Annotated in this window: 24 protein-coding genes and 1 tRNA gene; 9 read left to right on the top strand and 16 right to left on the bottom strand. The window is 69.1% G+C overall.

The window, feature by feature from the left end; all coding sequences use genetic code 11:
* Window positions 1-63: 63 nt before the first annotated feature.
* Complete coding sequence (locus tag J7520_RS18580) at window positions 64-633, top strand: nitroreductase (RefSeq protein WP_291191753.1); 570 nt, start codon at window positions 64-66, stop codon at window positions 631-633.
* Window positions 634-749: 116 nt separating this feature from the next.
* Here J7520_RS18580 and J7520_RS18585 read toward each other — a convergent pair whose 3' ends face one another.
* Together J7520_RS18585 and J7520_RS18590 are read right to left on the bottom strand one after the other, a co-directional pair.
* Window positions 750-3,794: a tetratricopeptide repeat protein gene (locus J7520_RS18585; protein ID WP_291191756.1), complete on the bottom strand. Its 3,045-nt coding sequence runs from the start codon at window positions 3,792-3,794 to the stop codon at window positions 750-752.
* Window positions 3,791-4,396: an ECF-type sigma factor gene (locus J7520_RS18590; protein WP_291191759.1), complete on the bottom strand. Its 606-nt coding sequence runs from the start codon at window positions 4,394-4,396 to the stop codon at window positions 3,791-3,793. Before J7520_RS18590 ends, J7520_RS18585 begins: the two co-directional genes overlap by 4 nt.
* 231 nt (window positions 4,397-4,627) lie before the next feature.
* On the opposite strand from J7520_RS18590, the gene J7520_RS18595 reads away from it, so the two are divergent.
* Window positions 4,628-5,557: a 5'-3' exonuclease H3TH domain-containing protein gene (locus J7520_RS18595; protein WP_291191762.1), complete on the top strand. Its 930-nt coding sequence runs from the start codon at window positions 4,628-4,630 to the stop codon at window positions 5,555-5,557.
* Between the two features lie 215 nt (window positions 5,558-5,772).
* Here the strand turns inward: J7520_RS18595 and J7520_RS18600 are convergent, their stop codons facing one another.
* Window positions 5,773-7,257, bottom strand: a complete 1,485-nt coding sequence (locus tag J7520_RS18600; RefSeq protein WP_291191765.1) for a hypothetical protein — start codon at window positions 7,255-7,257, stop codon at window positions 5,773-5,775.
* 74 nt (window positions 7,258-7,331) lie between these two features.
* Between J7520_RS18600 and J7520_RS18605 the strand changes: the two genes are divergently transcribed.
* Complete coding sequence (locus J7520_RS18605) at window positions 7,332-7,880, top strand: NUDIX hydrolase (protein ID WP_291191768.1); 549 nt, start codon at window positions 7,332-7,334, stop codon at window positions 7,878-7,880.
* Window positions 7,881-7,937: 57 nt separating this feature from the next.
* Here the strand turns inward: J7520_RS18605 and J7520_RS18610 are convergent, their stop codons facing one another.
* The 8 genes from J7520_RS18610 to rsmD form a co-directional block, all read right to left on the bottom strand.
* Complete coding sequence (locus J7520_RS18610; RefSeq protein WP_291191771.1) at window positions 7,938-8,336, bottom strand: MAPEG family protein; 399 nt, start codon at window positions 8,334-8,336, stop codon at window positions 7,938-7,940.
* Window positions 8,337-8,358: 22 nt separating this feature from the next.
* Entirely contained in the window at window positions 8,359-9,090 is a 732-nt protein-coding gene (locus J7520_RS18615) for a TMEM43 family protein (RefSeq protein WP_291191774.1), read from the bottom strand.
* Window positions 9,087-9,950 (bottom strand): MBL fold metallo-hydrolase, encoded by an 864-nt coding sequence (locus J7520_RS18620; protein ID WP_291191776.1) that lies wholly within the window; start codon window positions 9,948-9,950, stop codon window positions 9,087-9,089. Before J7520_RS18620 ends, J7520_RS18615 begins: the two co-directional genes overlap by 4 nt.
* A 167-nt stretch (window positions 9,951-10,117) precedes the next feature.
* The gene (gene ggt / locus J7520_RS18625) at window positions 10,118-11,803 is read right to left on the bottom strand and encodes a gamma-glutamyltransferase (RefSeq protein ID WP_291191778.1); all 1,686 of its coding nucleotides are present in this window, start codon (window positions 11,801-11,803) and stop codon (window positions 10,118-10,120) included.
* A gap of 1 nt (window position 11,804) precedes the next feature.
* A complete protein-coding gene (locus J7520_RS18630; RefSeq protein ID WP_291191780.1) occupies window positions 11,805-12,128 on the bottom strand; it encodes a YfhL family 4Fe-4S dicluster ferredoxin in 324 nt (107 codons plus the stop codon).
* 101 nt (window positions 12,129-12,229) lie between these two features.
* Window positions 12,230-12,742, bottom strand: coding sequence for a hypothetical protein (locus J7520_RS18635; RefSeq protein ID WP_291191782.1), 513 nt, complete (start codon window positions 12,740-12,742; stop codon window positions 12,230-12,232).
* A gap of 91 nt (window positions 12,743-12,833) precedes the next feature.
* The gene (coaD, locus tag J7520_RS18640) at window positions 12,834-13,328 is read right to left on the bottom strand and encodes a pantetheine-phosphate adenylyltransferase (RefSeq protein WP_291192265.1); all 495 of its coding nucleotides are present in this window, start codon (window positions 13,326-13,328) and stop codon (window positions 12,834-12,836) included.
* 45 nt (window positions 13,329-13,373) lie between these two features.
* Window positions 13,374-13,967, bottom strand: coding sequence for a 16S rRNA (guanine(966)-N(2))-methyltransferase RsmD (gene rsmD / locus J7520_RS18645; protein WP_291191784.1), 594 nt, complete (start codon window positions 13,965-13,967; stop codon window positions 13,374-13,376).
* Between the two features lie 67 nt (window positions 13,968-14,034).
* On the opposite strand from rsmD, the gene ftsY reads away from it, so the two are divergent.
* From ftsY to J7520_RS18665, 4 genes are read left to right on the top strand one after another with little or no spacing between them, the layout of a single operon-like run.
* Window positions 14,035-15,177 carry a signal recognition particle-docking protein FtsY gene (gene ftsY, locus J7520_RS18650; protein WP_291191786.1) on the top strand — a complete coding sequence of 381 codons (1,143 nt, stop codon included), beginning with the start codon at window positions 14,035-14,037 and terminating at the stop codon, window positions 15,175-15,177.
* The gene (locus tag J7520_RS18655; protein WP_291191788.1) at window positions 15,170-15,847 is read left to right on the top strand and encodes a hypothetical protein; all 678 of its coding nucleotides are present in this window, start codon (window positions 15,170-15,172) and stop codon (window positions 15,845-15,847) included. Before ftsY ends, J7520_RS18655 begins: the two co-directional genes overlap by 8 nt.
* Window positions 15,844-16,923 (top strand): A/G-specific adenine glycosylase, encoded by a 1,080-nt coding sequence (gene mutY, locus J7520_RS18660; protein WP_291191790.1) that lies wholly within the window; start codon window positions 15,844-15,846, stop codon window positions 16,921-16,923. Before J7520_RS18655 ends, mutY begins: the two co-directional genes overlap by 4 nt.
* The gene (locus J7520_RS18665) at window positions 16,920-17,192 is read left to right on the top strand and encodes an oxidative damage protection protein (protein WP_291191792.1); all 273 of its coding nucleotides are present in this window, start codon (window positions 16,920-16,922) and stop codon (window positions 17,190-17,192) included. Before mutY ends, J7520_RS18665 begins: the two co-directional genes overlap by 4 nt.
* Before the next feature lie 9 nt (window positions 17,193-17,201).
* On the opposite strand, the gene J7520_RS18670 is transcribed toward J7520_RS18665, so the two are convergent.
* Entirely contained in the window at window positions 17,202-17,642 is a 441-nt protein-coding gene (locus J7520_RS18670) for a DUF6491 family protein (protein WP_291191794.1), read from the bottom strand.
* 984 nt (window positions 17,643-18,626) lie between these two features.
* Window positions 18,627-19,031: a DUF6491 family protein gene (locus J7520_RS18675; RefSeq protein WP_291191796.1), complete on the bottom strand. Its 405-nt coding sequence runs from the start codon at window positions 19,029-19,031 to the stop codon at window positions 18,627-18,629.
* Between the two features lie 12 nt (window positions 19,032-19,043).
* Here J7520_RS18675 and J7520_RS18680 point away from each other — a divergent pair, with 12 nt between their 5' ends.
* A complete protein-coding gene (locus tag J7520_RS18680) occupies window positions 19,044-19,232 on the top strand; it encodes a hypothetical protein (RefSeq protein ID WP_291191798.1) in 189 nt (62 codons plus the stop codon).
* 22 nt (window positions 19,233-19,254) lie between these two features.
* Here J7520_RS18680 and J7520_RS18685 read toward each other — a convergent pair whose 3' ends face one another.
* The 3 genes from J7520_RS18685 to J7520_RS18695 form a co-directional block, all read right to left on the bottom strand.
* Window positions 19,255-19,665, bottom strand: a complete 411-nt coding sequence (locus tag J7520_RS18685; RefSeq protein ID WP_291191800.1) for a DUF6491 family protein — start codon at window positions 19,663-19,665, stop codon at window positions 19,255-19,257.
* 73 nt (window positions 19,666-19,738) lie between these two features.
* A complete protein-coding gene (locus J7520_RS18690; protein ID WP_291191802.1) occupies window positions 19,739-22,111 on the bottom strand; it encodes a M56 family metallopeptidase in 2,373 nt (790 codons plus the stop codon).
* Window positions 22,101-22,490: a BlaI/MecI/CopY family transcriptional regulator gene (locus J7520_RS18695; protein WP_291191804.1), complete on the bottom strand. Its 390-nt coding sequence runs from the start codon at window positions 22,488-22,490 to the stop codon at window positions 22,101-22,103. Before J7520_RS18695 ends, J7520_RS18690 begins: the two co-directional genes overlap by 11 nt.
* A 197-nt stretch (window positions 22,491-22,687) precedes the next feature.
* Between J7520_RS18695 and J7520_RS18700 the strand changes: the two genes are divergently transcribed.
* Window positions 22,688-22,763, top strand: a tRNA-Phe gene (locus J7520_RS18700).
* Window positions 22,764-23,030: the final 267 nt, after the last annotated feature.

Below are 23,030 nucleotides of genomic sequence, written 5' to 3' on the forward strand. Positions count from 1 at the left end.
AGCACATGTCGGAGGCGTCCGCTATGCTCGGACCCCATTCGTCATCGCTTTCCGGAACTTCCCTTGTCCGCACTCGACACTCTCAACCAGCGCCGTTCGGTCCCTTCGCGCCAGCTCGGCGAACCCGGTCCCGACGCCGCCGAACTCGAACGCCTGCTCACCGCCGCGATCCGCGTGCCGGATCACGGCAAGCTGGTGCCGTTCCGCCTGCTCGTCGTCCGCGGCGAAGCACGCGCGAAGCTCGGCGCGGCGCTGGCCGAAATCCACGCGCGCAACGAGCCCGACGCGCCGCCGGCGGCGCTGCAGAAGGATCGCGAGCGCTATTCGTTCGCACCGCTGATCGTCGCCGTGATCGCGCGGCTCGAAGCGAACCACCCGAAGGTGCCGGAGCAGGAACAACTGCTCTCGGCCGGCTGCGTCGCCTACAACCTGCTGCTCGGCGCGCAGGCGCTCGGCTACGGCGCGCAATGGCTGACCGGCTGGGCCGCCTACGACCGCGAAGCGGCGAACCTGCTCGGCCTCGCCGCGCACGAGCGCGTGGTCGGCTTCGTGCACATCGGCACCAGCCGCGAGCCGGCCCCCGAGCGCAACCGCCCGGCACTGGCGGACATCCTCGGCGAGTGGAACGCCTGACCGCGCAGCGAACATGAGGTGAGGCGTTCCGGTCGCGAAATCCGCACGCTCGACCGGCACGCCGCTCGGGGTCGCTGAGCGATCCCGAGCGTTCGCCCTGCCGCGGAACGATTGCGTCAGGTCCGCGCGAGCGCCGCGTTGGCGATATCGAGCGCCTCGTGCCCGCGCATGCGCTGGCGCAGGATCGAGCGTCCGTGTTCGAGCAGGCGCCGGCCTTCCTTCTTCTCGCCATTCTCGATCAGGCATCGGCCGAGATGGATCTCGGCCTCGGCGGTCCTGACGTTGCGTTCGCCGTATAAGCCGCGCCGCGCCGCGAACGCCTCGCGCAGAAGCGGCTGCGCGGCGTCCGCACGCCCGAGCCGGCTCAACGCCGCTCCCCGCAGCATGCGCACCATGACCAGGTGCGGACGGTCGCCGCTCGACTCGAACGCCGGCTCGGCCTCGCGCAGCAGCGCTTCCGCGTCCTCGGCGTTACCGGCGCGCAGCTCCAGCGCGGCCAGGTCGACGGCGGCCGCCGCGGCCGCCGGATGGGTCGGTCCGCGCGTGCGCCGCAGGACCTGCAACGCCTGCCGCGTCTGCGCCAATCCCTCCTCGCGCGCGCCCGCGGCGAAATTCACGCGGGCAAGGCCGCGCAGGCAGTCGGCGCCGGATGCGTCGTCCGCGCCGAGCAGACGGCCGGACGAGCGCAGGGCGCGCTCGAACCACGGCTTCGCCTCGTCGAGGCGGCCCTGCTCGAGCAACGAGTCGGCGTACTTGCAGGCAGCGGACGCCGCCCAGCTCGTGTCCGATTCGCCATTGCGCGGCAGCCCATCCAGGCCGGCGCGCAGCAGCGCATCCGCCTCGGCATGACGCCCCGCTTCGAGGAGACAGGCGCCCAGATCGAGCGTGCGCATGGTCACCCGGTCCGCGGCGACGTGGTCGCGCTTCACCAGCTCCAGGGATTCGCGCAGGCGCTTCTCCGCCTCGTCGAAACGGCCGAGCGTGCACAGCGCCTTGCCGTAGCGATGGATCGACTCTTCCCGATCGATCGGATCGCCCGCCTGGCGATAGATGTCGGCCGCTTCCAGATAGGCGGTCGCCGCGCGCTCGATCTCGCCGCGGCTCTGGCGTGCGACCGCCTGGTCGTTGAGTCCGAGCGCGTAGCGCACGCTGCGCGCGCCGTGGACGCGCCGGTAGATCGCCAGCGCCTCCTCGAACAGCGGCTCCGCTTCGGCGTACTGCTGCCGCTCGGCGAGCATCGACGCGAGAAGGCGCAGATCGTCGGCGACGGCACCATCGTCGGCACCACTCGCTCGGCGCGCGATGGCGATCGCCTCGCGGCGAAGACGGATCGCCTCGTCCGCATCGCCGAGTGCCCACGTCGACGCCGACAGGCCGCCGAGCGCCTTCGCCACGCGCCGATCGTCAGGCAGATCGTCAGGCAGATCGTCCGGCCGATCGGCGGACCGATCAGCGGCGGCGCCGCCGCGCAGCAGCGACAGCACGCGCGTCTGCGCGGCCTGCGCCTCGCGCCAGTCGCCCTTCTCGTGGAGCAGCACGGACCACTGGTAGAGCGAGTCGGCGTACTCCGCGCTGCCTTCGCCGGGCGACCTGCGCCGCTGCTCGAGCGCGCTCCGCAGCAGCGGCTCCGCGGCGTCCAGGCGGCCCTGGTCCAGATAGAGCTCGCCGATGACGGCCTGCATCTCCGCGCGCAACGCAGGATTGGCCGCCAGTTCCTCGTCGACGCGACGTGCGCCGGCGTCGAGCAGTTCGCGCGCGGTCGGCTCCTTGCGCCACTCGCGCGTGCCGCCGGCTTCGAAGATGCGCACCAGGAAACCCTTGACCTCCTCGGCGCGCTGCGCCTGCAGTCGAGCTTCGTCCGCGCGCTGTTCCGCACGGCGCGCCTGCCAGGCGGTGGCGAACAGGCCGCCGCCGAGGCTCAGCGTCGCCAGCACCGCCGCGGCGGTCGCCAGCCGGTTGCGCACGACGAACTTGTGCACGCGATATCCCACGCTGTCCGGCCGCGCGCGCACGGGGCGGCCATTGAGATAGCGGCGCAGGTCGTCGCCGAGCGCCTCGGCGGTGCGATAGCGGCGCTCCGGTTCCTCGTGCAAGGCGCGCAGCGTGATCGTGTCCAGGTCGCCGCGCAGCGCGCGTCGCAGACGATCGCGGCTGCTCCCGCGGTCGTGCGCGGCCTGCTCGCCGACGCGCGTCGACGGGCGCGGCACCGGACGCACCGAGCCGTCGGCCGGCGGCCCCTGCTGGTGGCGCGCGGCGGTCGGGCGCTCGCCGACCAGCAATTCGTAGAGCAGCACGCCGAGCGCGTAGACATCGGTGGCGGTCGTCGCCGATTCGCCGCGCAATTGTTCCGGCGCGGCGTATTCCGGCGTGAGCATGCGCAGGCCGAGCTGGGTCAGCGAGGCCGACTCCGCTCCGGCCGTTTCCGCGTCGAGCAGCTTGGCGATGCCGAAATCGAGCAGCTTCACGTCGCCCGTCGTCGTCACCAGGATGTTCGACGGCTTCAGGTCGCGATGGATCACCAGCCGCTGGTGCGCGTGCTGCACGGCGTCGATCGCGCCGAGCAGCAGGCGGACGCGCGTGCGCACGGACAGCTTGCGCGCGTCGGCCCAGGTCGTGATCGGCTCGCCTTCGACCAGCTCCATCGCGAAGTACGGCCGGCCGTCCTCGGTCATGCCGCCGTCGACCAGATGTGCGATGTTCGGATGCTGCAGCCGCGCGAGAATCCTGCGCTCGGCCAGGAAGCGCCCCAGGATCGCGTCGCTGTCCAGCCCGCGCCGGATCAGCTTCAACGCCGCGCGCTCCTCGAACACGCCGTCGGCGCGCTCGGCGCGCCAGACCGTGCCCATGCCGCCGCGGCCGATTTCCCCGCCGAGGCGCCAGCCGCCAATCAGGTCGCCGGTGACGTGCTCGGCGGCGACACCGGGGATCTCCTCGCCGGCCAGATCGCCGGCCCATTCGAGCACGCGGTTCTCCAGCTTCGCGTCGGCGACCGCTTCCGCGCCGAGCAGGCTTTCGACTTCGGCGCGCAAGTCCGCGTCGCCCGCGCAGCATTCCTCGACGATCCGCTCGCGTTCCGCGCCGGACGCGCCGAGCGCGCGATCGAGGATCTCTCCGACGCGCGCCCAGCGCCGCGCCGCCGCGTCGTCGCCGCCGGCATTCACGCCGGCGCGCCTCCGCCCAGCTCGCGCGCGACGAACAATTTCGCCTTGTCCCAGTCGCGCTTGACGGTCGCGCGGGCGACGCCGATCAGCTCGGCGATCTCATCGACAGTCAGGCCGCCGAACGAGCGCAGCTCGAACACCTGCGCCTGGCGGGCGTCGAGCGTGGCCAGGCGTTCGAGCGCCTGGTCGATGATCAGCACTTCCTCGGCGGATGCGGTCGGCGCCGCCACGCCGACGGCTTCGCCAAGGGTCACCAGCAAGGCGTCGCCGCCGCGCTTGTCCGATCCGCTCATGCGCGCGTAGTCGACCAGCACGAAACGCATCGCGCGCGCGGCCAGCGAAAAGAAGTGCTCGCGTCCCTCCACCTCGATCTGCGGGGAACCGGCGAGCCGCAAGTAGGCCTCGTGGACGACCGAGGTGGTCTGCAGCATCGTGCCGGCGCCGCCGCGCGACGCCTGGCGATGGGCCAGCGCGCGCAACTGCTGGTAGAGCGCGGCGAACAAGGCGTCGAACGCGCCCGATTCACCGTCGCGCCAGGCGCGGAACAAGTCGGTGAGGTCGTCGGCCGGACGATCCGTTGTGGCGTTGTCTGAGCCCGTCATGATGGCTTTCCTCATCCGTCACGGCGGACCACGCAATGCGGCCGGCCGTGCGGAACTGCAAGTCCATCGCGGCCCCCTCCGCCGCGAACCGAACGATCTGCGGCCCTGTCCGGGTATGCTAAACCATGCCTCTCGTTCGCCGTGTGTCGGAGTCCGCTTGATTTCCGTGCTTTTCATGCCGTTGCGTCACGAGCGCGCGCTCCCGCCCCGCTCGCCTTGCGTCCGCGCGCGATGAGAACCGCGCATCTCGTCGACGGCAGTCTTTACGTCTGTCGCGCCTGGTTCGCGCAAGGACCGGACGTGTTCGACGCCGACGGTGCGCCGGCGCATGCGGTGCACGGCTTCACGCGCTTCCTGCTCGATCTGCTCGAGCGCGCGCAGCCGACGCACCTCGCCGTCGCGTTCGACGAGTCGCTGACCACCTGCTTCCGCAACGCGATCTACGCCGACTACAAGGCGAACCGGCCGCCGGCGCCGCCGGATCTGCTGCGCCAGTTCGACAGCTGCCGGCGCATCGCGCAGGCACTCGGCGCAATCGTGCTGCGCGATACGCAGTACGAGGCCGACGACCTGATCGGCAGCGCGCTGGAAGCGCTGCGGCGCGCCGGCGTGCGCAGCGTGATCGTCTCGGCGGACAAGGACTTCGGCCAGTTGATCGGCCTGCACGACGAACAATGGGACCCGTCGCGCAATCTGCGCTGGGACGGCGCCGGCGTGAAGCAGCGCCTGGGCGTACGGCCGGACCAGGTCGCCGACTATCTCGCCCTGACCGGCGACGCCACCGACAACATTCCCGGCGTGCCCGGCATCGGCGCGAAGACCGCGGCGATCCTGCTGCACCATTTCGGCACGCTCGACGCCCTGCTCGAGCGCGCCGACGAGGTCGCGTTCCTGCGCACGCGCGGCGCGGCCGCGGCAGCGCAGAAGCTGCGCGAGCACGCCGAACTCGCGCGCCTGTCGCGCCGCCTCACCGGCATCGCGCTGGACGCGCCGGTGCCGGCGGACGAAGCGGGCTATCGCCGCCGCGCGTTCGACGGCGAGCTGGAAGTCCTGCTCGACCGGCTCAACTTCGGCCCGCTGACGCGGACACGCGTGCGTGCCCTGGCGACGCGAAGAGAAGCCGCGGAAGACGCCGTCATTCCCGCGATGCGGGAGGCCTGAGCGGCGAGGACGAGCTGCGCGGCGGCAGCGCCGTGCGGGAAGTTTCTCGCGGCAGGATGCGCCAGTCCTTCCGGAGACGCCCGCGTTCGCGGGCATGACATCGCCGGGGAATATCGGCCCGATCGTTCGCGGCTGCCGCGAATCGAATCGCCGCGGCCGGCGCCGCGCACTCGACGACGCGAAAACCTCGCCGCCGAGTGCGAGCCCGCCGGGCGTCAGCCGCCGGCGGCGCTCTTCGAACCGCCTACCACGTTGCCGAATACGCCGGTGCCTGGCGTGGAGCGGCTCTCCGGCAGCATCGGCATCATGTGCGGCGGGCGCAGGTCGGGCGTGCCCTTCGCATCCCAGGCGAAGCGCAGGTCGCTGCGGAACACCTTCACCGGCTTGGGTTTCGCGTCGCTCTTCAGGGTGCCGTAGCCGTCGTAGAGGTTCTTCTGGCTGTTGGCGATGAAGTACAGCCCGTCGCCGTCGATGGCGCCGTACGTCGGCAATTCGAAGTCGGCATTCGACGCGTCGAGCGGCGTGGCGCGCATGATCTTGCGGCCGTCTTCGCTGAGCGACAGGCGCATCACGCGCTGCGGGCTCATGCCGTTCTCGATCACCACCAGGTTCTGCTGGTACCAGTACAGGCCGTCGATGCCGCCGAGGGTCAGCGAGCGCGGATCGTAGGCGACGTCGAAGCCCCTGCCGGCATTGAGGTCGATGCCGAACACGCCGAGCGAGAAGTCGGCGAAGTAGAGCGTCTTGCCGGCGTCGTCCAGGGCGAGGCCGCGCACGCTGGTCAGGTGCGGATTTTCCATCGTCAGCTTCAGCTGGCCGCCGTCGAGGCGATAGATCTGGTTGCGCAGCCCGTCCGCGGCGAACACCAGGCCGCCGCGTCCGGCCGCGATGGTCGACAGGGTGCGCGGATTTCCGTCGGGCAGCAGCAGGTACTTGTCGACGAGCTTGCCGGTCGACAGCTTGAACTTGAACACACCGGCCTTGCCGTAGTCGTCCTGCTTGAAGCCCTTGAAGTACACCGATGCGGTGCTGGCGACGTACAGCGCGTCGTCCTCCGGCACCACCGCCATCGCGTACACGCTCCACAGCCCGTTCGCCGCGCTCGGCGTGATGAAGTCCTCGAGCTTGCCGTCCTTGCCGACCAGGTAGATCTTGCCTTCGCGGACGCTGCCGGCGAGGAACCGCTTGCGCGCCGGATCGTAGGCCAGCGACTCGAACATGTAGTCGCCCGCCGGCAGGGAGAAGGCGACCTTGCCTTCGCCGAACGGCTTCAGGTTCGCCTCGAGACCCTCGAGGATGTACTTCCAGACGCGGGTGTCGGAGACCTTGCTGAAGTTCTCGTTCTTGGTCAGGTCGTATCCGAGGCCCTGCTTCTGCATCGCCAGCAGGAGCTCGTAGGTCTCGGTCTTCTGGCCGCGCTGCGCGTAGGTCGTGGCCAGCGCGAGCTTCAGCTCCGGACTGCTCGGCCGCAGCGCGACGAGACGGCGCAGCGCCCAGGAGAGCCGCTCGAGATCGCCGCTCTCCTTGTAGATCGTCGCCAGCTTGAACAGCGCCTGCGGCACTTGCATCTGCGTGATCTGGGCTTCGCTCAGCTTGGCCGGGTCGACGGCCGGCTGGCCGTCGGCGGATGCGGGCCGCACGAACGCCGTCGCCGCCATCGCGCTGAAGGCGAGCGCACACAGAATCTGCTTGATCTTCATCGAGGGTACCTCGCAAGCTAGCCGGACGTAGCAAGACCCGACGGGCTCAGGAAAGTTCAGGAAAGCCGCCTACCATGACCGAAACACAGACGCTTTGCAACGGAACCTGGCTACGCCTGAAGAAGCGCGGGCGCTGGGAATACGCCGAGCGCACCAATCCGGGCGGCGGCGTGATGATTGTCGCGGTCACGCCCGAGGACCGCATTCTCTTCGTCGAGCAGTACCGGCCGGCGATCGAATGCATGACCATCGAGATGCCGGCCGGCCTGGTCGGCGACGTCGCCGGCAACGCCGATGAAAGCGCGGTCGAGGCCGCGCACCGCGAACTGATCGAGGAAACCGGCTACCGCGCCGGCCGCATCGAATTCCTGATGGCCGGACCGACCTCGGCCGGCATGAGCAACGAGATCCTCGCCTTCGTGCGCGCCTACGAACTCGAGCGCGCGCACGCGGGCGGCGGCGACGAGACCGAGGACATCGTCGTGCACGAGATCCCGCGGGCGGAAGCCCCGGCGTGGCTGGTGGCGAAGATCCGCGCTGGCTACTCGATCGACCCGAAGATGTTCGCCGGCCTCTACCTGCTCGATCACGGCGAGGCGCTGTTCGGCGATCCGCATTCCTAGTCGGCGCGGATCCTCTCCACCTCGCCGCGACCGGCGCCCCCGCAGCGGGCGCGGAAATCAGGTCAGCCGCGTGAACGCGAAGGCCTGCCACAACAACAGCAACGCCATCGCCAGCATCACCAGCCAGGTCAGCCCGGTTCCGCCGAAACGGCCGACGCTGTGGCCGGAAGAACGCGACAGGCCGATCGCGTGCGCGATGCGCGCGACGATCAGAGCGATGCCCAAGCCGTGCAGCAGGACCGGCTGCGTCTGGTTCAGCTCCAGCAGCAGGAGCAGCAGCAACGCCAGCGGCAAGTTCTCCAGCGCATTCGCGTGGGCGCGGATGCGTCTGGCGAGGTCGCCGTCACCGCCGTCGCCGAGGCCGACCTTTCGGGTATTGCGCGCGATCACCACGCGCGCGGCCAGAACCAGTACGAGCAGCGCCGCCAATGCGGCGTAAATCGCGGTGATTCGCATCGTCTCCCCTCCCTCTTCGACGTCAGTTTGCGGCCGGCATCCGCAGCCACTCGCCGTCCTGGATGCCGTGGATGCGCGACACCTCGACCGGCGCGATGACGCGATAGCTCACGCGCAGGTCGCCGATTGCCGGGTGCTGCGGATCGCCGGTGTAGAGCGCGCCGTCGCTGTCGCGGAAGGTCGCCGCCAGGTTCGGCGGCAGCTGCGACGCGCGCACCGGCAGCGCGACCGGCGCCTCGACGTCGAAGAGCACCTGCGCGGCGAGGTCGGGATCGAAACGGAATGCGCCAAGGCGCAGTTCGTCGCTGTCGAACAGATCGCCGTCGAACGGCGCTCGCTGCGGATTCTCGTGCCCCTGGCGCTGGCGGAATTCGCTCGAATCGATGAGCTGCGCGGACCAGACCTGCTCGTACTCGCATTTCTCCTGCGCGCAGGTCTCTTCCCATTGCCGCATCTCGACCGAACGCATCAGGCCGATCGCTCCCGCCTCGGCATGGATCCCGAACTGCTCGTCGCGCGGCGCGTCCTTCCCGCGCAACCTGCCGCTGACTTCGATCAACCGGCCCTGGTTGGCCGGATCGATGCGGTCGGCCGACACCGCCAGCGGCGTGGTTTCCGCGGTGGCGACCGACGCCGGCGCGGTCTCGGTGCGCTGGCGCCAGGTGAGCCAGAGCAAGGCGACGATCGCGATCGCCAGCGTCACCCCGACGAGCACCTGCGCCGTCGTCGCGCCGCGGTTCGCGCGCTCGCTCACGCCGCCTCCGCGACGAGTTCGGCGCGTTCGTCGACGGTCGAGTAGCGACCCTTGTCGTCGCGCACCACGCGCGCGGCGGCGCAGCCGACGTCGTGCGTGAAGTACAGCCGGACGCCGCGTGCGAGCTTGTCGTCGAGGAACGCGCGCTTCTCGTCGATCAGGAGTTCCGGATAGCGGTCGTAACCCATCGTCACCGGCAGATGCACCCATGGCCGCCCCGGGATCAGGTCGGCGCAGAATACGATGCCGCCGTCGGCGCTTTCGACCTCGGCCAGCATCAGGCCCGGCGTGTGGCCGTTGGAATAGCTGAACCGCACGTGCGGACCGAGCGCGAGGCTGCGTTCGCCCTGCACGCGCTCGAGCCGGCCGGAGGCTTCGAGCAGCGGCTGCAGTTCCGGGATGAACGAGGCGCGGTCGCGCGGATGCGGATGCAGGGCGCGCTGCCAGCATTCCTCGCCGACGACGTAGGTCGCGTTCGGGAACAACAGGCGCGGCGGCTCGCCTTCGCGCCACGCGTCGAGCAGGCCGCCGGCATGGTCGAAATGCAGATGCGACACGACCACGACGTCGACGTCCTCGTGCGAGAAGCCGGCTTCGCGCAGCGAATCGAGCAGGACGTGACGATCCTCGACCACGCCGTAGCGTTCGCGCATCTTCGGATCGAAGAACGCGCCGATGCCGGTCTCCAACAGCACCGTCTTGCCGTCGAGATCGTCGACCAGCAGCGCGCGGCAGGCGAGCGGAATGCGGTTGTGTTCGTCCGGCGTGATCCAGCGCGACCACATCGCCTGCGGCACGTTGCCGAACATCGCGCCGCCGTCGAGCTTCTGCGAATTGCCTAGGAGGGACCAGAGTTTCATTCGGAGCCGGGATCCGGGATTCGGGATTCGGGATTCGGGATTCGGGATTCGGGATTCGGGAGAGGAGGCTACAGGTCCCGCAGTTTCGCGCAAGTCACAATTCGCGATTCATTCCGCGAGCAGTCGCGAACGCGCCGCCCCTGCGGTCACCAATCCCGAATCACCAATCACGGCTTCACCAACCCGCTCCCCGAATCGCCGCGCGGATCGGAACCCGCCTGCACCGCGCCGGTCTTCTTGTCCCAGCTGACCGCGTTCATGAAACCCCAGCGGCGCTCGGACTCGTTGACCTTGTGCCCCATCGCCTCGAGCGCCTTGACCTCGTCCGGCGTGAAGGCGTCCTTCTCGGCCGAGATCACGTCGGGCATGTACTGGTGGTGATAGCGCGGATTGCCGACGAATTTCTCGGGCGACTCGCCGTCGACGAAGGCGAGGATGCCTTCGAGCACCATCGTGATGATGCGGCTGCCGCCGGGCGTGCCGATCACGCCGACCTTGTCGGCGCCGATCACGAAGCTCGGCGTCATCGACGACAGCGGGCGGCTGCCGGGCCGCGGCGCGTTGCGCTCGTTGCCGAGCAGGCCGAACGCGTTCGGCTTGCCGGCGACCAGGGCGAAATCGTCCATCTCGTCGTTCAGCACGAAGCCGGTGCCGGGAACGACGAAGCCGGAGCCGAAGATCAGGTTGACCGTCTGCGTGGCCGAGACGAGATTGCCGTCGCGATCGATGATCGAAAAATGCGTCGTGTGCGTACCCTGCGGCGGAGCGAGGTACGGCGGCAGCAGTTCGCTCGGCGTCGCCTTCTCCGGATGGATGGATGCGCGCAGGCCGGCCGCGTAGTCCGCGCTCATCAGCCGCGCGATCGGCATCTCGACGAAGTCCGGATCGCCGAGGTATTCGGCGCGGTCGCGGTATGCGCGGCGCATCGCCTCGACGGTGAGATGCACGCGATGCACGCGATCGAGCTTGGACAGCTCGTAGCCGCCGAGGACGTTCAGCATCTCGGCCAGCGCGATGCCGCCGGACGACGGCGGCGGCGCGGTGACGATGCGCCAGCCGCGATAGTCGAAGGCGAGCGGCGCGCGCTCCTTGACCTCGTACTTGGCGAGGTCGTCGAGCGTCCAGTTGCCGCCGGCCGCGCGCACGCCGTCGACCAGGGTCTTCGCCAGTTCGCCGCGATAGAAACCGTCGTTGCCGTGCTCGGCGATGCGCTCGAGCACGCGCGCCAGATCCGGCGACTTGAACGTCCAGCCGGCCTTCGGCGCCTCGCCGTCGACGAGATAGAGCGCGGCGGAACCCGGATAGCGCGCGATGACTTCCTTGCGCGCCGCCAGCTCCTTCAGGAACCGGCCGTCCGGCTGGAAACCCTCGCGCGCGAGGCGGATCGCCGGCGCCAGCGATTTCGTCAGCGGCAGCTTGCCGTAGTGCCGCGCCAGCCAGACCAGGCCGGCCGGCTCGCCCGGAATCGCCGCTGAAAGCGGGCCGTTGGTCGAATGGTCGCGATCCGGCTCGCCGTTGGCGTCGAGATAGAACTTCGAATCGACCGCGGCCGGCGCGGTCTCGCGCGCGTCGACCATCACTTCCTTGCCGTCGCTCGCGCGATGCAGCAGGAACAGGCCGCCGCCGCCGATGCCCGAACTCTGCGGCTCGACCACCGACAGCGCTGCCGCGACCGCGACGGCGGCGTCGAACGCGTTGCCGCCCGCGGCGAGCACCTCGAAACCGGCCTGCGTGGCCAGCGTGTGTGCGCTCGCGATCGCCGCACGCGGCGGCTTGTCGGCGGCCGGCGCCGCGGCGCTGCAGAAGAAGACGAATGTCGCCGTCGCGGCGACGAAGCCGCGTACGCGCTTCATGTCAGGTTTCTCCTTGGGCGTCGTCCTTGCGCGCGGGAATCGGCAGCGGCAATCCGTGGCCGCCTTTCTCGTGGACGTCCGTCCGGGTCAGGACGTCGAACTTCGCCAGCAGTTGATCGCGCGATTCGGGATGCTGCGGATCGGTGATGATGCATTCGACCGGGCACACTTCCACGCACTGCGGCGTGTCGTAGTGGCCGACGCATTCGGTGCATCGCTGCGGCGCGATCTCGTAGAACTCCGCACCCAGGCTGATCGCCGCGTTCGGACAGACCGGCTCGCAGACGTCGCAGTTGACGCAGAGTTCGGTGATCTTCAGGGACATGCGTTGGGGCCGGGATTGGAGATTGGGGATTCGGAAAAGAAACTGCGGCCAGGGCGGCGCCGATCCAATCCCGAATCCCGAACCCCGAAATCCCGGCTTTCCTACTTCGCCTCGACGAAGCGCACGTCCGCCGCCGACGCGGCCAGCGCCTGCTTCACCGTCTCGCCGTCGGCCGGCGCGCCGATGAACAGCACCACCACGTCCTTGAACGAGCCGGGCTGGGCGTCCTTGAACGCCTCGACGATCAGCTGCGAGGTCGCGGCCGAATCCGGACCGCCGAACGCCATCATGTTGCCCGGCAGCACGCCGCGCGAGACCGTGGTCTTGACGTTGTCGAGCTGGTTGGCGCGATCGGCCTTGGCCGCGTCGTCGTCGCCGCCCGGCACGAAGTACATGTACGGACGGTTGCTCTTGACGCCCTGCATGTTGTCGGTGACCACCGCAACCAGATACTGCTTCCACGCCGTCTTGTCGGCCGGGTTGGCCGGCAGCGGCACCTTCGCCGGCTTCTGCTCGGTGGCGGCGGCTTCCGGCTTCTTTTCGCCCTGGTCGCAGGCGCTCAGCGCGAACGTCGCGGCGCAGGCGAGGACGAGAGTCGGGAGAAACTTGCGCATGGCATACCTCACTGGTTGGTCATCGGAGCAATTCGGAAACCGCGCGCGGCTTCCGAGAAAACGGAGCGGCCCTTCGAACCACTCCGGGGATCTATTTCGAATAGCGCATTCGCAGCGCCTGCTGCACCGCCGGGTGCACGAACCCGGAGACGTCGCCGCCGAGTCGCGCGATCTCGCGCACCAGCGACGAGGAGATGAAGCTGTACTGCTCGGCCGGCGTCAGGAACAGGGTTTCCGCGGCAGGGATCAGATGTCGGTTCATGCTGGCGAGCTGGAATTCGTACTCGAAGTCCGATACGGCACGCAGTCCGCGCAGGATCACCCCGGCGCCGATGTCCTCGACGAATTCCGCCAGCAGCACCGAGAACCCGCGCACTTCCACGTTGGCCACGCCGGTCAGCGCGGTGCGCGCCAGCGCGATGCGTTCGTCGAGCGCGAGCGCCGGCCCCTTGGTCGAGCTGTCGGCGACGGCGACGATGACGCGATCGAACAGCGGCGAGGCGCGGCTGACCAGGTCGATGTGTCCGTTGGTGATCGGATCGAACGTTCCCGGATAGACCGCGATGCGCGCGCGCTGCTGCGAAATCGCCATTGCTGCAAGCCTGCTCAGGCCGTACCGGCCGCGAAGACGCTAGCTTAACGGATCGGCCGGCGAGCGACGATACAGCGCGAAGCGCACCGTGCCGGCGCGGCCTTCACGATGCAGGCTCCAGTTCGCCGGCACGGCGAAGCGGGCACCCTCGGCGCTTTCGACGTAGACGTACGCCGCGGCGCCGAGCCAGCCGCCCTGCTCCAGCCGGCGCGCCGATTCGCCCCACAGGTCGGCGTCGAACGGCGGGTCGAGAAAGACCAGGTCGAACGGCCGCGCCGCGCGGGCGGCCAGGAAGCCGAACGCCTCTTCGTTGACCGGCTCCGCCCCGGTCACCTTGAGCCGCGCGAGGTTGTCCTGCAGCAGCCGCCACAGCTCGCGATCGCGCTCGACGAAGACGCAGGTGCCGGCGCCGCGGGACAGCGCCTCGATGCCGAGCGCGCCGGTACCGGCATACAGATCGAGGCAGCGCGCGCCGTCGATGATCGGCGCCAGCCAGTTGAACAGCGTCTCGCGCACGCGGTCCGGCGTCGGCCGCAGGCCGGGCCGATCCGGCACGGCGAGGCGCGAGCCGCGCAGCCGGCCGGCGACGATGCGCAGGCTGCCGCCCGCCGAGCTGCCGCGTGCTTTGGTCATGGTTCGGCTTGCGTCCTGGGCGCGGGTGTTAGCATTGCGGGCTCGCATTCTCGCTTGTCCGTCCGCGATGCTGAAGTTCTGGAAAAGGAAGAAGCCGGCCGACGCAGCGCCGGCGCAGGAAGCGCCCGTCGAAACCGCGGCCGACATCGAGGCGGCGAGCGAAGCTGCCGCGCCGGTCGCCGCGCCCGAACCGCCCACGGAACCGGAGCCCGCGCCGGTTGCCGAGGTCGCCGCCGCTGCTGACGTCGACGTACCGCCACCGCAAGCCGTCGCCGAGCCGGCTACACCGCCGGCGAAACGCTCCTGGCGCGAACGCCTCGCCGGCAGCGGCTTCGCGCGCGGCCTGTCTTCGCTGTTCACGCGCAATCCGGTGCTCGACGACGCGTTCCTCGACGAGCTGGAAACCTGCCTGATCACCGCCGACGTCGGCGTCGCCGCGGCGACCGAACTGATCGAGAAACTGCGCAAGCGCGTGGACAGGCGCGAGTTCGCCGACGCCGCCGCGCTGCTCGTGGCGCTGCGCGCGGAACTGGTCGGCCAGCTGAAGCCGGTCGAGAAACCGCTCGACGTCGGCGGCCGCAAGCCGTTCGTGCTGCTCATGGTCGGCGTCAACGGCGTCGGCAAGACCACCACGATCGGCAAGCTCGCCTTCCGCTTCAGCGGCGAGGGCCGCTCGGTGCTGCTCGCCGCCGGCGACACCTTCCGCGCCGCCGCGGTCGAGCAGTTGCAGACCTGGGGCACGCGCAACGGCGTGCCGGTCATCGCGCAGGGTTCCGGCGCGGATTCGGCCAGCGTGATCTTCGACGCGCTGCAGACCGCGCGCTCGCGCAGCACCGACGTGCTGATCGCCGACACCGCCGGCCGCCTGCACACGCAGTCCGGCCTGATGGACGAGCTGGCGAAGATCCGTCGCGTGCTCGGCAAGCTCGACGCCGACGCGCCGCACGAGGCGCTGCTGGTCATCGACGGCACCACCGGCCAGAACGCGATCAGCCAGGTGCGCCAGTTCCAGCAGGCGATCGGCGTCAGCGGCCTGGTGGTCACCAAGCTCGACGGCACCGCCAAGGGCGGCGTCGTGTTCGCCCTCGCTCGCGAATTCGGCCTGCCGATCCGCTATGTGGGCCTCGGCGAAAGCGCCGAGGACCTGCGCCCGTTCGACGCCGCAGCCTTCGTCGACGGCCTGCTGCCGGCGACGCTGGGCAATGGCTGAAACGCCGGCAACCAAAGCACGGCCGCGTCGCCGGCGCTGGCCGTACGTACTGCTGGCGCTGGCGCTGCTGACCAGCCTCGGCGCGCTGGTGCTGCGCCACTACACGCGGCCGGACAAGCTCACCGCACTGCTGATCGAGCAGGCGCAGTCGCAACTGGGCCTCAAGCTTGCGCTGGGCGACAGCGCCGGTTTCGGCCTGCTGCCGCGCCTGCGCGTGCTGCTGCCGAAGTCTTCGCTCGAAGCCGCCGAGGGCGGCGTGCTGCTCGACGCCGACTCGATCGGCGTCGTCGTGCCTTGGCACACGATCTGGGGCGAGCGCGTCGACATCGAACGCATTGAGATCGAGAAGCCGCGCCTCGATCTCGACGCGCTCGCGCATTGGCTCGCCGCGCGCCCCGCCGGCGGCGCCGCTCCGGACGTGCGCTTTGCGATACGCGTGCGCGACGGCGCCCTGCTCGCCTCCGGCAAGCCGATCGCCGAGGGATTGAATCTCCAGTTCGCCAACGCCGGCGACCTGGCCGCCTGGCTCGCGCAGGTGCGCACGGCGAATTCGTCGCTGCTTCCGCCGCTGGCCGGCAGCGCGGAGGCGGCGACGCTGCAGATCGGCGCCACGCGGATCGAAGGTCTGCGCGTCGAAGTGCAGGACGACGGCGCCGCGCCGAAACGATGAACACCGACACCGCTTCGATCGACGGCTTCGCACCCGCGCTGCTCCACTGGTACGACCGCCACGGGCGCAAGGACCTGCCCTGGCAGCGCGAGCGCGACGCCTATCGCGTCTGGCTCAGCGAAGTCATGCTGCAGCAGACGCAGGTGCGCACGGTGATTCCGTATTTCGAGCGCTTCCTCGCCGCGCTGCCGACGCTCGCCGAGCTGGCCGCCGCGCCGCAGGACCGGGTGCTGGCGTTGTGGTCGGGCCTCGGCTACTACAGCCGCGCGCGCAACCTGCATCGCACCGCGCAGATCTGCGTCGCCGAACACGGCGGCGAGCTGCCGCGCGCGCTCGACGCGCTGTCCGCCCTGCCCGGCATCGGCCGCTCGACCGCGGCGGCGATCCTGGCGCAGACCTGGAACGAGCGCCACGCGATCCTCGACGGCAACGTGCGCCGCGTGCTGGCGCGCTGGCACGGCCTGCGCGGCTGGCCGGGCGAGACGGCGACGCAGCGCGAACTGTGGCGCCTGGCCGAGCAGCACACGCCGCACGAACGCGTCGCCGACTACACGCAGGCGATCATGGATCTCGGCGCGACGCTGTGCGTCCGCGCGCGCCCGCACTGCACGCGCTGCCCGGTCGCGACCGGCTGCGTCGCCCTGCGCGAAGGCCTCACCGCCGAGCTTCCGGCGCGCAAGCCGGCGCGCGCGAAACCCACGCGCAAGACGACCATGCTGATCGTGCGCGACGCGCAGCGGCGCGTGCTGCTGGAGCGGCGCCCGTCGGTCGGCATCTGGGCCAGCCTGTGGAGCCTGCCCGAAATCGACACCGCGGCAGAGGCACCGCGGCACCTGCTCGAACGCTACGCCGTACGCGCCGACGGCGGCGCGGCGCTGGCGCCGTTCGTGCACGTGTTCAGCCACTACACTCTCGAAATCACGCCGCTGCTGCTGGAACATGCGCAGCCGGTCGCACGCGTCGCCGACGCGGACGATCGCGCCTGGTACGCGCCGGCAGAACTCGCCGGTGTCGGCCTGCCGGCACCGGTACGCAAGCTGCTCGACACCTTGAACGACGAGGACCTTCTTCGATGACACGCATGGTCCATTGCGTGAAACTGCAACGCGAAGCCGAAGGGCTCGCCTTCGCCCCATGGCCCGGCGAACTCGGCCGGCGCATCTACGAGCAGGTCAGCAAGCAGGCCTGGCAGGAATGGCTGGCGCACCAGACCATGCTGATCAACGAGAACCGCCTCAACCCGCTCGACCCGAAGACGCGCGCGTTCATCGCCGCGGAAATGGAGAAGTATTTCTTCGGCGGAGGTTCGGAGAAACCGGCCGGCTACGTCGCGCCGGAGAACTGAGCGCGCGCCTCAGCGATAACGGTTCGCCTGGCCGTCCTTCATCATGCGGGCGTAGTCGATCGACCGGATTTCCGTGATCGGGCAGTAGTCCCTGCCGTCGGTCGTGGTGATGACCACCTTGACCCCCTTGCGCACGGTCATCGCGGCGCTGGTTTCGACGGGGCGACGGTTGAAGAAGATGTTGGTCGCCCACGGCAACCGCGTGCAGGGCGTGTCGACCGTCAGCAGATAGGCCGTCTTCCCGCGCCACATCCGCACCAGGACCTTGTCCGGGCCGATCGGCCACGCCGCGAAATCGTCCCAGCGACGGATTTCCATCTCGTCCACCGGGCCCTGCAGGTACGGGCTGTACCGATCGAGATTCCTCTTCATCGCCTCCAGCGTATCCGCCTGGGCGCTGCCGGCCAGCAGCATTGCCCCGCACAACAGACTGCCGATTCCGCTCTTCATTGCGTTTCTCCGCGCCATCGGGCACTTCCAGGCCGGCCGGCGGCTTGCCCGCCATTCCAGGGCCGTTCGACGATGCGGCTCGGCCCGCGTCGCGCCGCATCGCGATCACCAGCTCAATCGGCCGGAACGGGCCAATGGGGTTATGAAAGTTTGTTAATCGGCGCGGAGAGCAGCGTTCGCCGCTGCGTTCACCTCATGCGGCCCCGTCCATCCGCACCTGCACTTCGCGGCTGAATCGCCGATTGCCGGCAGAAGACGTGTGCCGGGCGACGAGGATCGTTTCGGGAAAGACTGAAGCCGGAGCAGATCGACCTGTGCGTGCCGGCGGGCGGCGGCCGCTGCTTCGTCAATCGCCGCACGAACGGGAAGCGGAAGGACGCTCGAGGATTTCCAGCACTCTCGCGTTCTCGAGCTGCCTGGCCAGGTCGAGCGCAGTCCTGCCTTTCTTGTCGGTGAGAGACAGGCCCGCACCGCACGCCACGAACGCCTCGACGAGAGACGGCTTGTCGGAAACGACTGCCCGCATGAGCGGCGTTCTTTCGCTGATCGGGTTTCGATCCTTCTTGTCCGGCGAAACGCCCGAGCCATGAGATCGCGAGCAATCCGCCGCTTCGTAGCATCGACGGAACGCTCCGCAAAGGCGGAGGCCGAAAAAAGCGGGGCGAGCAGAATGACGACAAGGGCGACGCGGGCTCGCATGGAGAGTTTCGAAGCTCCCACTCTTCCCTGATCGTCGATAGGCACTTCGAACAACCTCGTCATCCTTGCGGAACACGTTCGAGGCAACGGCGGCAATCGGGATCTTTCCATGCGCCCCGATGTATCGCGCCGGACCGGCACGAGAGCGAACATTGCTGGTTCGTCACCATGCCCGCGAGCTGCTTCCACCACCTTCCAGCGCCGAAGGCGGATCTCCTCCCGCTGGCCCTTGCGCCTGCGGACCTCGGTGTGCCCCATCGGATGGGATGCTACACGTCGAACCGATCAACGCACCGGTTTTCCACGAGACTCGCTCTGCATGAGCCGGTAGTCGACCGGCCGGATTTCGAGAATGCGGCAGCGGTCGTTGCCGGCGACCACGGCGTCCATGCGCCGCATGACAGTATGGCTCGCCTGCGACGTCACGCCGATGTCTCGGCTCCACTGCAACTGCGTGCACGGCGTCTCGACGGTGAGCAGATAGGCATCATCGATCGTGGTCCATACGACGACCTTGTCCGGCCCGACCAGCTGCCACTTGTACATCGACCAGAACTTGAACTGCTCCACCGGCCGCTGCAGATAGGGCGTGAATCGCTCGAGATTCTCGCTCTGCGTCTCCGGCGTATCGGCGCGCGCGCCGCCGGCCAGCAGAAGCACACCGCACAGTACGGCGACCAAGCTTTTCATTGGATCTTCTCCGTGGATCGACTCATCCCGGAAGACGGCACCGACTTCGATTCCGACGCAACGCTTTTCCGCCGCTCAGCCGGCGTTGCGTTTTCGCGCGCAACCGCTTGGCCGGCGCGCGCGCTCATTTGTGCAAAACGGAAAAACGGTCCCCACGAAGGTTCGGCGAAAAAACGCCGACTACTTCGCCTGAACCGCTGAAAGGGGCATTGGCCCCGTCTCCTCAGGCCGGGTCGGCGGACTTCTTCGGCCTTCCTTCCATGCGTTCGGTATCGATCGGCTCGATCTCGAGGATGCGGCAACGATCACTGCCGGCGGTCACCGAATCGGACTGGCGCATGACGATACCGGCCGTCTGCGGTGTCAGGCCGAGATCGGTGGCGGTCTGCAATTGGGCGCACGGCGTCTCGACGGTCAGCAGATAGGCATCGTCGGCCGTCGACCAGACCGCGACCTTGTCCGCCGCGACTGCCTGCCACTTTTGGAGGGACTGGAACGGAAACTGATCCACCGGGTCCTGCAGATACGGCGCGATCTGTTCGAAACTCTTCTTCGGCGTCTGCGGCGCAATCGCCTGGGCGGCGCCTGCGAAGAGCAGCACGCCGCACAACAGGCCTGCGATCGAGGTTTTCATCGCGATTCTCCGTGGGATGGACGCTTCGGGCCGATGCGGAAATAGTTCCCGCAGCGGCCGCCCGTTCCGTCGCTCAGGTATCGCCGCGATCCAGCGCACGCTCGACCGCACCGCGATCGCTGTCGGACAGGCGCCGCGCGACGTCCCGATAACGCGCGACCAGGTCGGCATCCTGCGGCATGACCTTCGCCAGCGCAACGAGGATTTCACGGCATTCGTGGTCCGAACCGATGCGATCTGCGACGTCCAGCACACTCCGCGCACCGAGCTTGCCGAACTTCGGCGCCCGCAGCAGCGCCATCGTGGCCTCGCGGCGCTCGTAGTCCGAGCCGATGCCGTCGACCACTGTCGCGTAGGCCGCGGCGAGGCGTTCGCTGTCATCGGCGCGGCGTATCGTCGAGACCAGCAGCTCGCGCCGCTCGTAGTCCGAGCCGATCGCGTTCGAGGCTCGCAGGACTTCCTGCAAGGTCGCCTCGTCGACCTGCCGGCCGTCGAGCAGCGCGCTCAGCACACGTCGGCGCTCGTAGTCCGAACCGATCTTCTCGGCGGCCGCCAGCCACGCCTTGCGCAGCTCCGGCGTCGGCGCCAGTTTCGGCAGCACACCGATCAGCATTTCGGCGCGCTCGTAGTCCGAGTCGATCTTGTCGACCTGGCCGAGCACCAGCTTCTGCTGTGCCTCGTCGAACGGCGCGATCGTGGCCAACGCAGCCAGCGCGTTGCGGCGCTCGTAGTCGGAGTCCAGCTTGTCGATCGCCTGCAGAGCGCGCGTGACTTCGGCCGGCGCCAGCTTGCCGAGCGCGAACAGCTGCTCGAGGTAGATGCGCCGCGCGTAGTCGGACTGGATGCGGGCGATCTCGTCGAACACCGCAGCGGCGCCGCCGGCGGCGTGGATGCGCTTGACGCGCGCCTCGGCGCCGATCGCGGTGTCGCGAATGATGTTCGGCAGCAACGTGGCGATCCAGCTGCGGCCGGCGTCGTCGAGCGGCTGCTCGCGGTCGCCGACGAAATAGCGCTGTTCGAGCTTGCCGTCGCGCATCGCGTAGTCGACGCGGCGCTCGACGCCCTGCTTGGTCTCGGCGAAGCTCGCGCTGCCGCCGTCGCTGAGGCTGGCGATGCCGTCGTCGCGATCGTTGAAGACGACCGTGCCTTTGATCTTCACGCTGAGCATGCGATCGCTGTCGCCGACTCTGATGCTGGTGTATTCGCGCTTGCCGCGGCCCAAGTCGATGTCGCTGGAGATGTGCACGTGGCTTTCGCGACTCTCTTTCGGCGGCGTCGGCGGACTCGGCGGACGCGGCGGCGATCCGGGCAGGCTCGGTGGCGGCGGCGGATCCGGCGGTGTCGAATGTGCGATCGCCGTGCCGAATCCCGGCAGCAGGAAGCTGGCGACGGCCAGCGTGAACGTCACGGCGGCAGCGGCGCGAGCGCGCGACAGCGTCGTCTCCATGGGTGATCCTCCGATCAATTGGTCGATACGTTGCAGCAGCGACGATTCGCGTTGCGCCATGCCCGGCACCAGCGCGCTCTCGAAGCCGCCGAGGCGGTGTTCGGCACATTCGGCCAGGCATTCGGCCAGCGAGCGGCCGTCGCCGAGATGGCGCGCAGCCCAGGCGTCGCAGGCGAGCTCGGCGGTTTCGTCGAGCCGCCGCCGTGCCAACGTCGCCAGCGGCAGGAACCAGAGCAAGGCGCAGCACACCGCCGCGGCGAGCTTCCACGACGGATCGCGGCGCGCCAGATGCGCGGTCTCGTGCGCGAGCATTGCGCGCAGCTGTTCGCGATCGAGCATCTCCACCGCCCAGCGCGGCAGCACGACGCGACCGCCGAGCACCGCGATCGGACTGGCGAGATCGTCGAGCACCGCGAGCCGCGGCGGCGCGATGTTGGCAGCGATCGCCAATGCCGCGACGTCGGTGTCGATCGCGATCTTGCGCAGCGGCTCGGCGCCGGCGAGCGTGCGCCGCAGCCGCAACCATGCCGCCGCGACCCGTGCCAGCGACAACAGCGTGCCGGCGAGCCAGCCGGCCAGCAGCAACGCGGGCCACGACGGTCCGGGCGAAGCCGTGACGAAGAGACCGTTCTGGCTTGCAGCGCCCACGCGCGAAACGTCGGCGTCCGCCGGTTTCGCCGCGACGCGCCCGTTCGCGACCTCCTTCGGCATCGACCTCGATGCATGACCGATCACGTCGACGCCGTCGTCGGTCCCGAGCGCCGGAACATTCACCGGCGACATCGACGGCCATGCGAAACGCAGCGGCAGCGGTGCGTTCGACGCGGCCTGCGCGCCCGCGGTCAGCAATGCGCCGAACAATGCCACTCGCCAGAGCAGTTCACGCCAGGCCGGATACCTGCGCAGGAAGCCGCGATCCACCGCCCAGGCCAAACCCAGCAGCACCGTGGCGTGCACGGCGAACGTCGACAATCCAGCCAGCATCATCTCAATCGTCATTGCCGCCTCCCCGCGCCAGACGGCGCCTGACCTTGGCCAGATCGCCCGGCTCGATCTCCGATTCCTGCACCAGATGCGCGACCAGTTCGCGCGCATCGCCGGCGAACAAGGCACCGACCAGATCCGCCACCATCGAGCGCCGCACGTCTGCCTCGTCGGCCAGCGCGCGATAGAACAGCTGGCGCCCGTCGCGACGCTGCGCCACCACGCCGCGCTTCTCCAGACGCGTCAGCAACGTCGCCACCGTGGTGTGCTTCAGACCGCGCGCCTCGGCGAGTTCCGCCGCCACCTCGGCCGTACTCGTCTCCCCGCACCGCCACAGCACGCGCATCAGCGCGATCTGCAACTCGCTCAGGCTCACGTCGCGCGTCTTGACCATGCCGTCCGCCTTCTACGTCTGTCGTACTACATTTGTAGTAGATAGACGCGGCGCTGGCAACAGGCCGGAAGTCATGCCCGCATCACGGCCGCCTGTCCGGCATCGACCGGCCGGCCGGCTTGACGAAATCCAGACTCGCGGCTCTAATACGCGGCCCCGCTGCGGCCGCTCCCCGGTCGCACGCACGCAGCACGCATGGCCGGGTAGCTCAGTTGGTAGAGCAGGGGATTGAAAATCCCCGTGTCGGCGGTTCGATTCCGTCCCCGGCCACCACAAAATCAACGAGTTACCTATCGATCACGGTTCCATGAAGAATCGCGTTCCGATCGATAGCCGGTATTCGTGCATACAGGCCGACGCCTTTCGGCGCGCGTGTTCGAGCGCACCGACTTTGATCTATTGAGGTCCCGAGGTGGCTCCCGCCTAATACCAGAGACCCTCCAGACTCGTTCACAGTGGTTCTCGTCTGCCTCATACGACACTCGGGGCGTCACCGACGTACGCGGAGCGTTTAAGCTCTCCCCCTTCGGCCGTGGGGAA

The organism is Dokdonella sp., assembly GCF_017744955.1.
Taxonomy (GTDB): Bacteria; Pseudomonadota; Gammaproteobacteria; order Xanthomonadales; family Rhodanobacteraceae; genus Dokdonella_A.

What these genes read in the sequence shown, in the direction of transcription:
- rsmD (WP_291191784.1), bottom strand. Translation starts at nt 13,967, where the DNA reads ATGACCAAAGCACGCGGCAGCTCGGCGGGCGGCAGCCTGCGCATCGTC.
- J7520_RS18685 (WP_291191800.1), bottom strand. Translation starts at nt 19,665, where the DNA reads ATGAAAACCTCGATCGCAGGCCTGTTGTGCGGCGTGCTGCTCTTCGCA.
- ggt (WP_291191778.1), bottom strand. Translation starts at nt 11,803, where the DNA reads ATGAAGCGCGTACGCGGCTTCGTCGCCGCGACGGCGACATTCGTCTTC.
- J7520_RS18665 (WP_291191792.1), top strand. Translation starts at nt 16,920, where the DNA reads ATGACACGCATGGTCCATTGCGTGAAACTGCAACGCGAAGCCGAAGGG.
- J7520_RS18605 (WP_291191768.1), top strand. Translation starts at nt 7,332, where the DNA reads ATGACCGAAACACAGACGCTTTGCAACGGAACCTGGCTACGCCTGAAG.
- mutY (WP_291191790.1), top strand. Translation starts at nt 15,844, where the DNA reads ATGAACACCGACACCGCTTCGATCGACGGCTTCGCACCCGCGCTGCTC.
- J7520_RS18695 (WP_291191804.1), bottom strand. Translation starts at nt 22,490, where the DNA reads ATGGTCAAGACGCGCGACGTGAGCCTGAGCGAGTTGCAGATCGCGCTG.
- J7520_RS18630 (WP_291191780.1), bottom strand. Translation starts at nt 12,128, where the DNA reads ATGTCCCTGAAGATCACCGAACTCTGCGTCAACTGCGACGTCTGCGAG.
- J7520_RS18600 (WP_291191765.1), bottom strand. Translation starts at nt 7,257, where the DNA reads ATGAAGATCAAGCAGATTCTGTGTGCGCTCGCCTTCAGCGCGATGGCG.
- J7520_RS18670 (WP_291191794.1), bottom strand. Translation starts at nt 17,642, where the DNA reads ATGAAGAGCGGAATCGGCAGTCTGTTGTGCGGGGCAATGCTGCTGGCC.
- J7520_RS18675 (WP_291191796.1), bottom strand. Translation starts at nt 19,031, where the DNA reads ATGAAAAGCTTGGTCGCCGTACTGTGCGGTGTGCTTCTGCTGGCCGGC.
- J7520_RS18635 (WP_291191782.1), bottom strand. Translation starts at nt 12,742, where the DNA reads ATGCGCAAGTTTCTCCCGACTCTCGTCCTCGCCTGCGCCGCGACGTTC.
- J7520_RS18595 (WP_291191762.1), top strand. Translation starts at nt 4,628, where the DNA reads ATGAGAACCGCGCATCTCGTCGACGGCAGTCTTTACGTCTGTCGCGCC.
- ftsY (WP_291191786.1), top strand. Translation starts at nt 14,035, where the DNA reads ATGCTGAAGTTCTGGAAAAGGAAGAAGCCGGCCGACGCAGCGCCGGCG.
- J7520_RS18655 (WP_291191788.1), top strand. Translation starts at nt 15,170, where the DNA reads ATGGCTGAAACGCCGGCAACCAAAGCACGGCCGCGTCGCCGGCGCTGG.
- J7520_RS18610 (WP_291191771.1), bottom strand. Translation starts at nt 8,336, where the DNA reads ATGCGAATCACCGCGATTTACGCCGCATTGGCGGCGCTGCTCGTACTG.
- J7520_RS18620 (WP_291191776.1), bottom strand. Translation starts at nt 9,950, where the DNA reads ATGAAACTCTGGTCCCTCCTAGGCAATTCGCAGAAGCTCGACGGCGGC.
- J7520_RS18590 (WP_291191759.1), bottom strand. Translation starts at nt 4,396, where the DNA reads ATGACGGGCTCAGACAACGCCACAACGGATCGTCCGGCCGACGACCTC.
- J7520_RS18690 (WP_291191802.1), bottom strand. Translation starts at nt 22,111, where the DNA reads ATGACGATTGAGATGATGCTGGCTGGATTGTCGACGTTCGCCGTGCAC.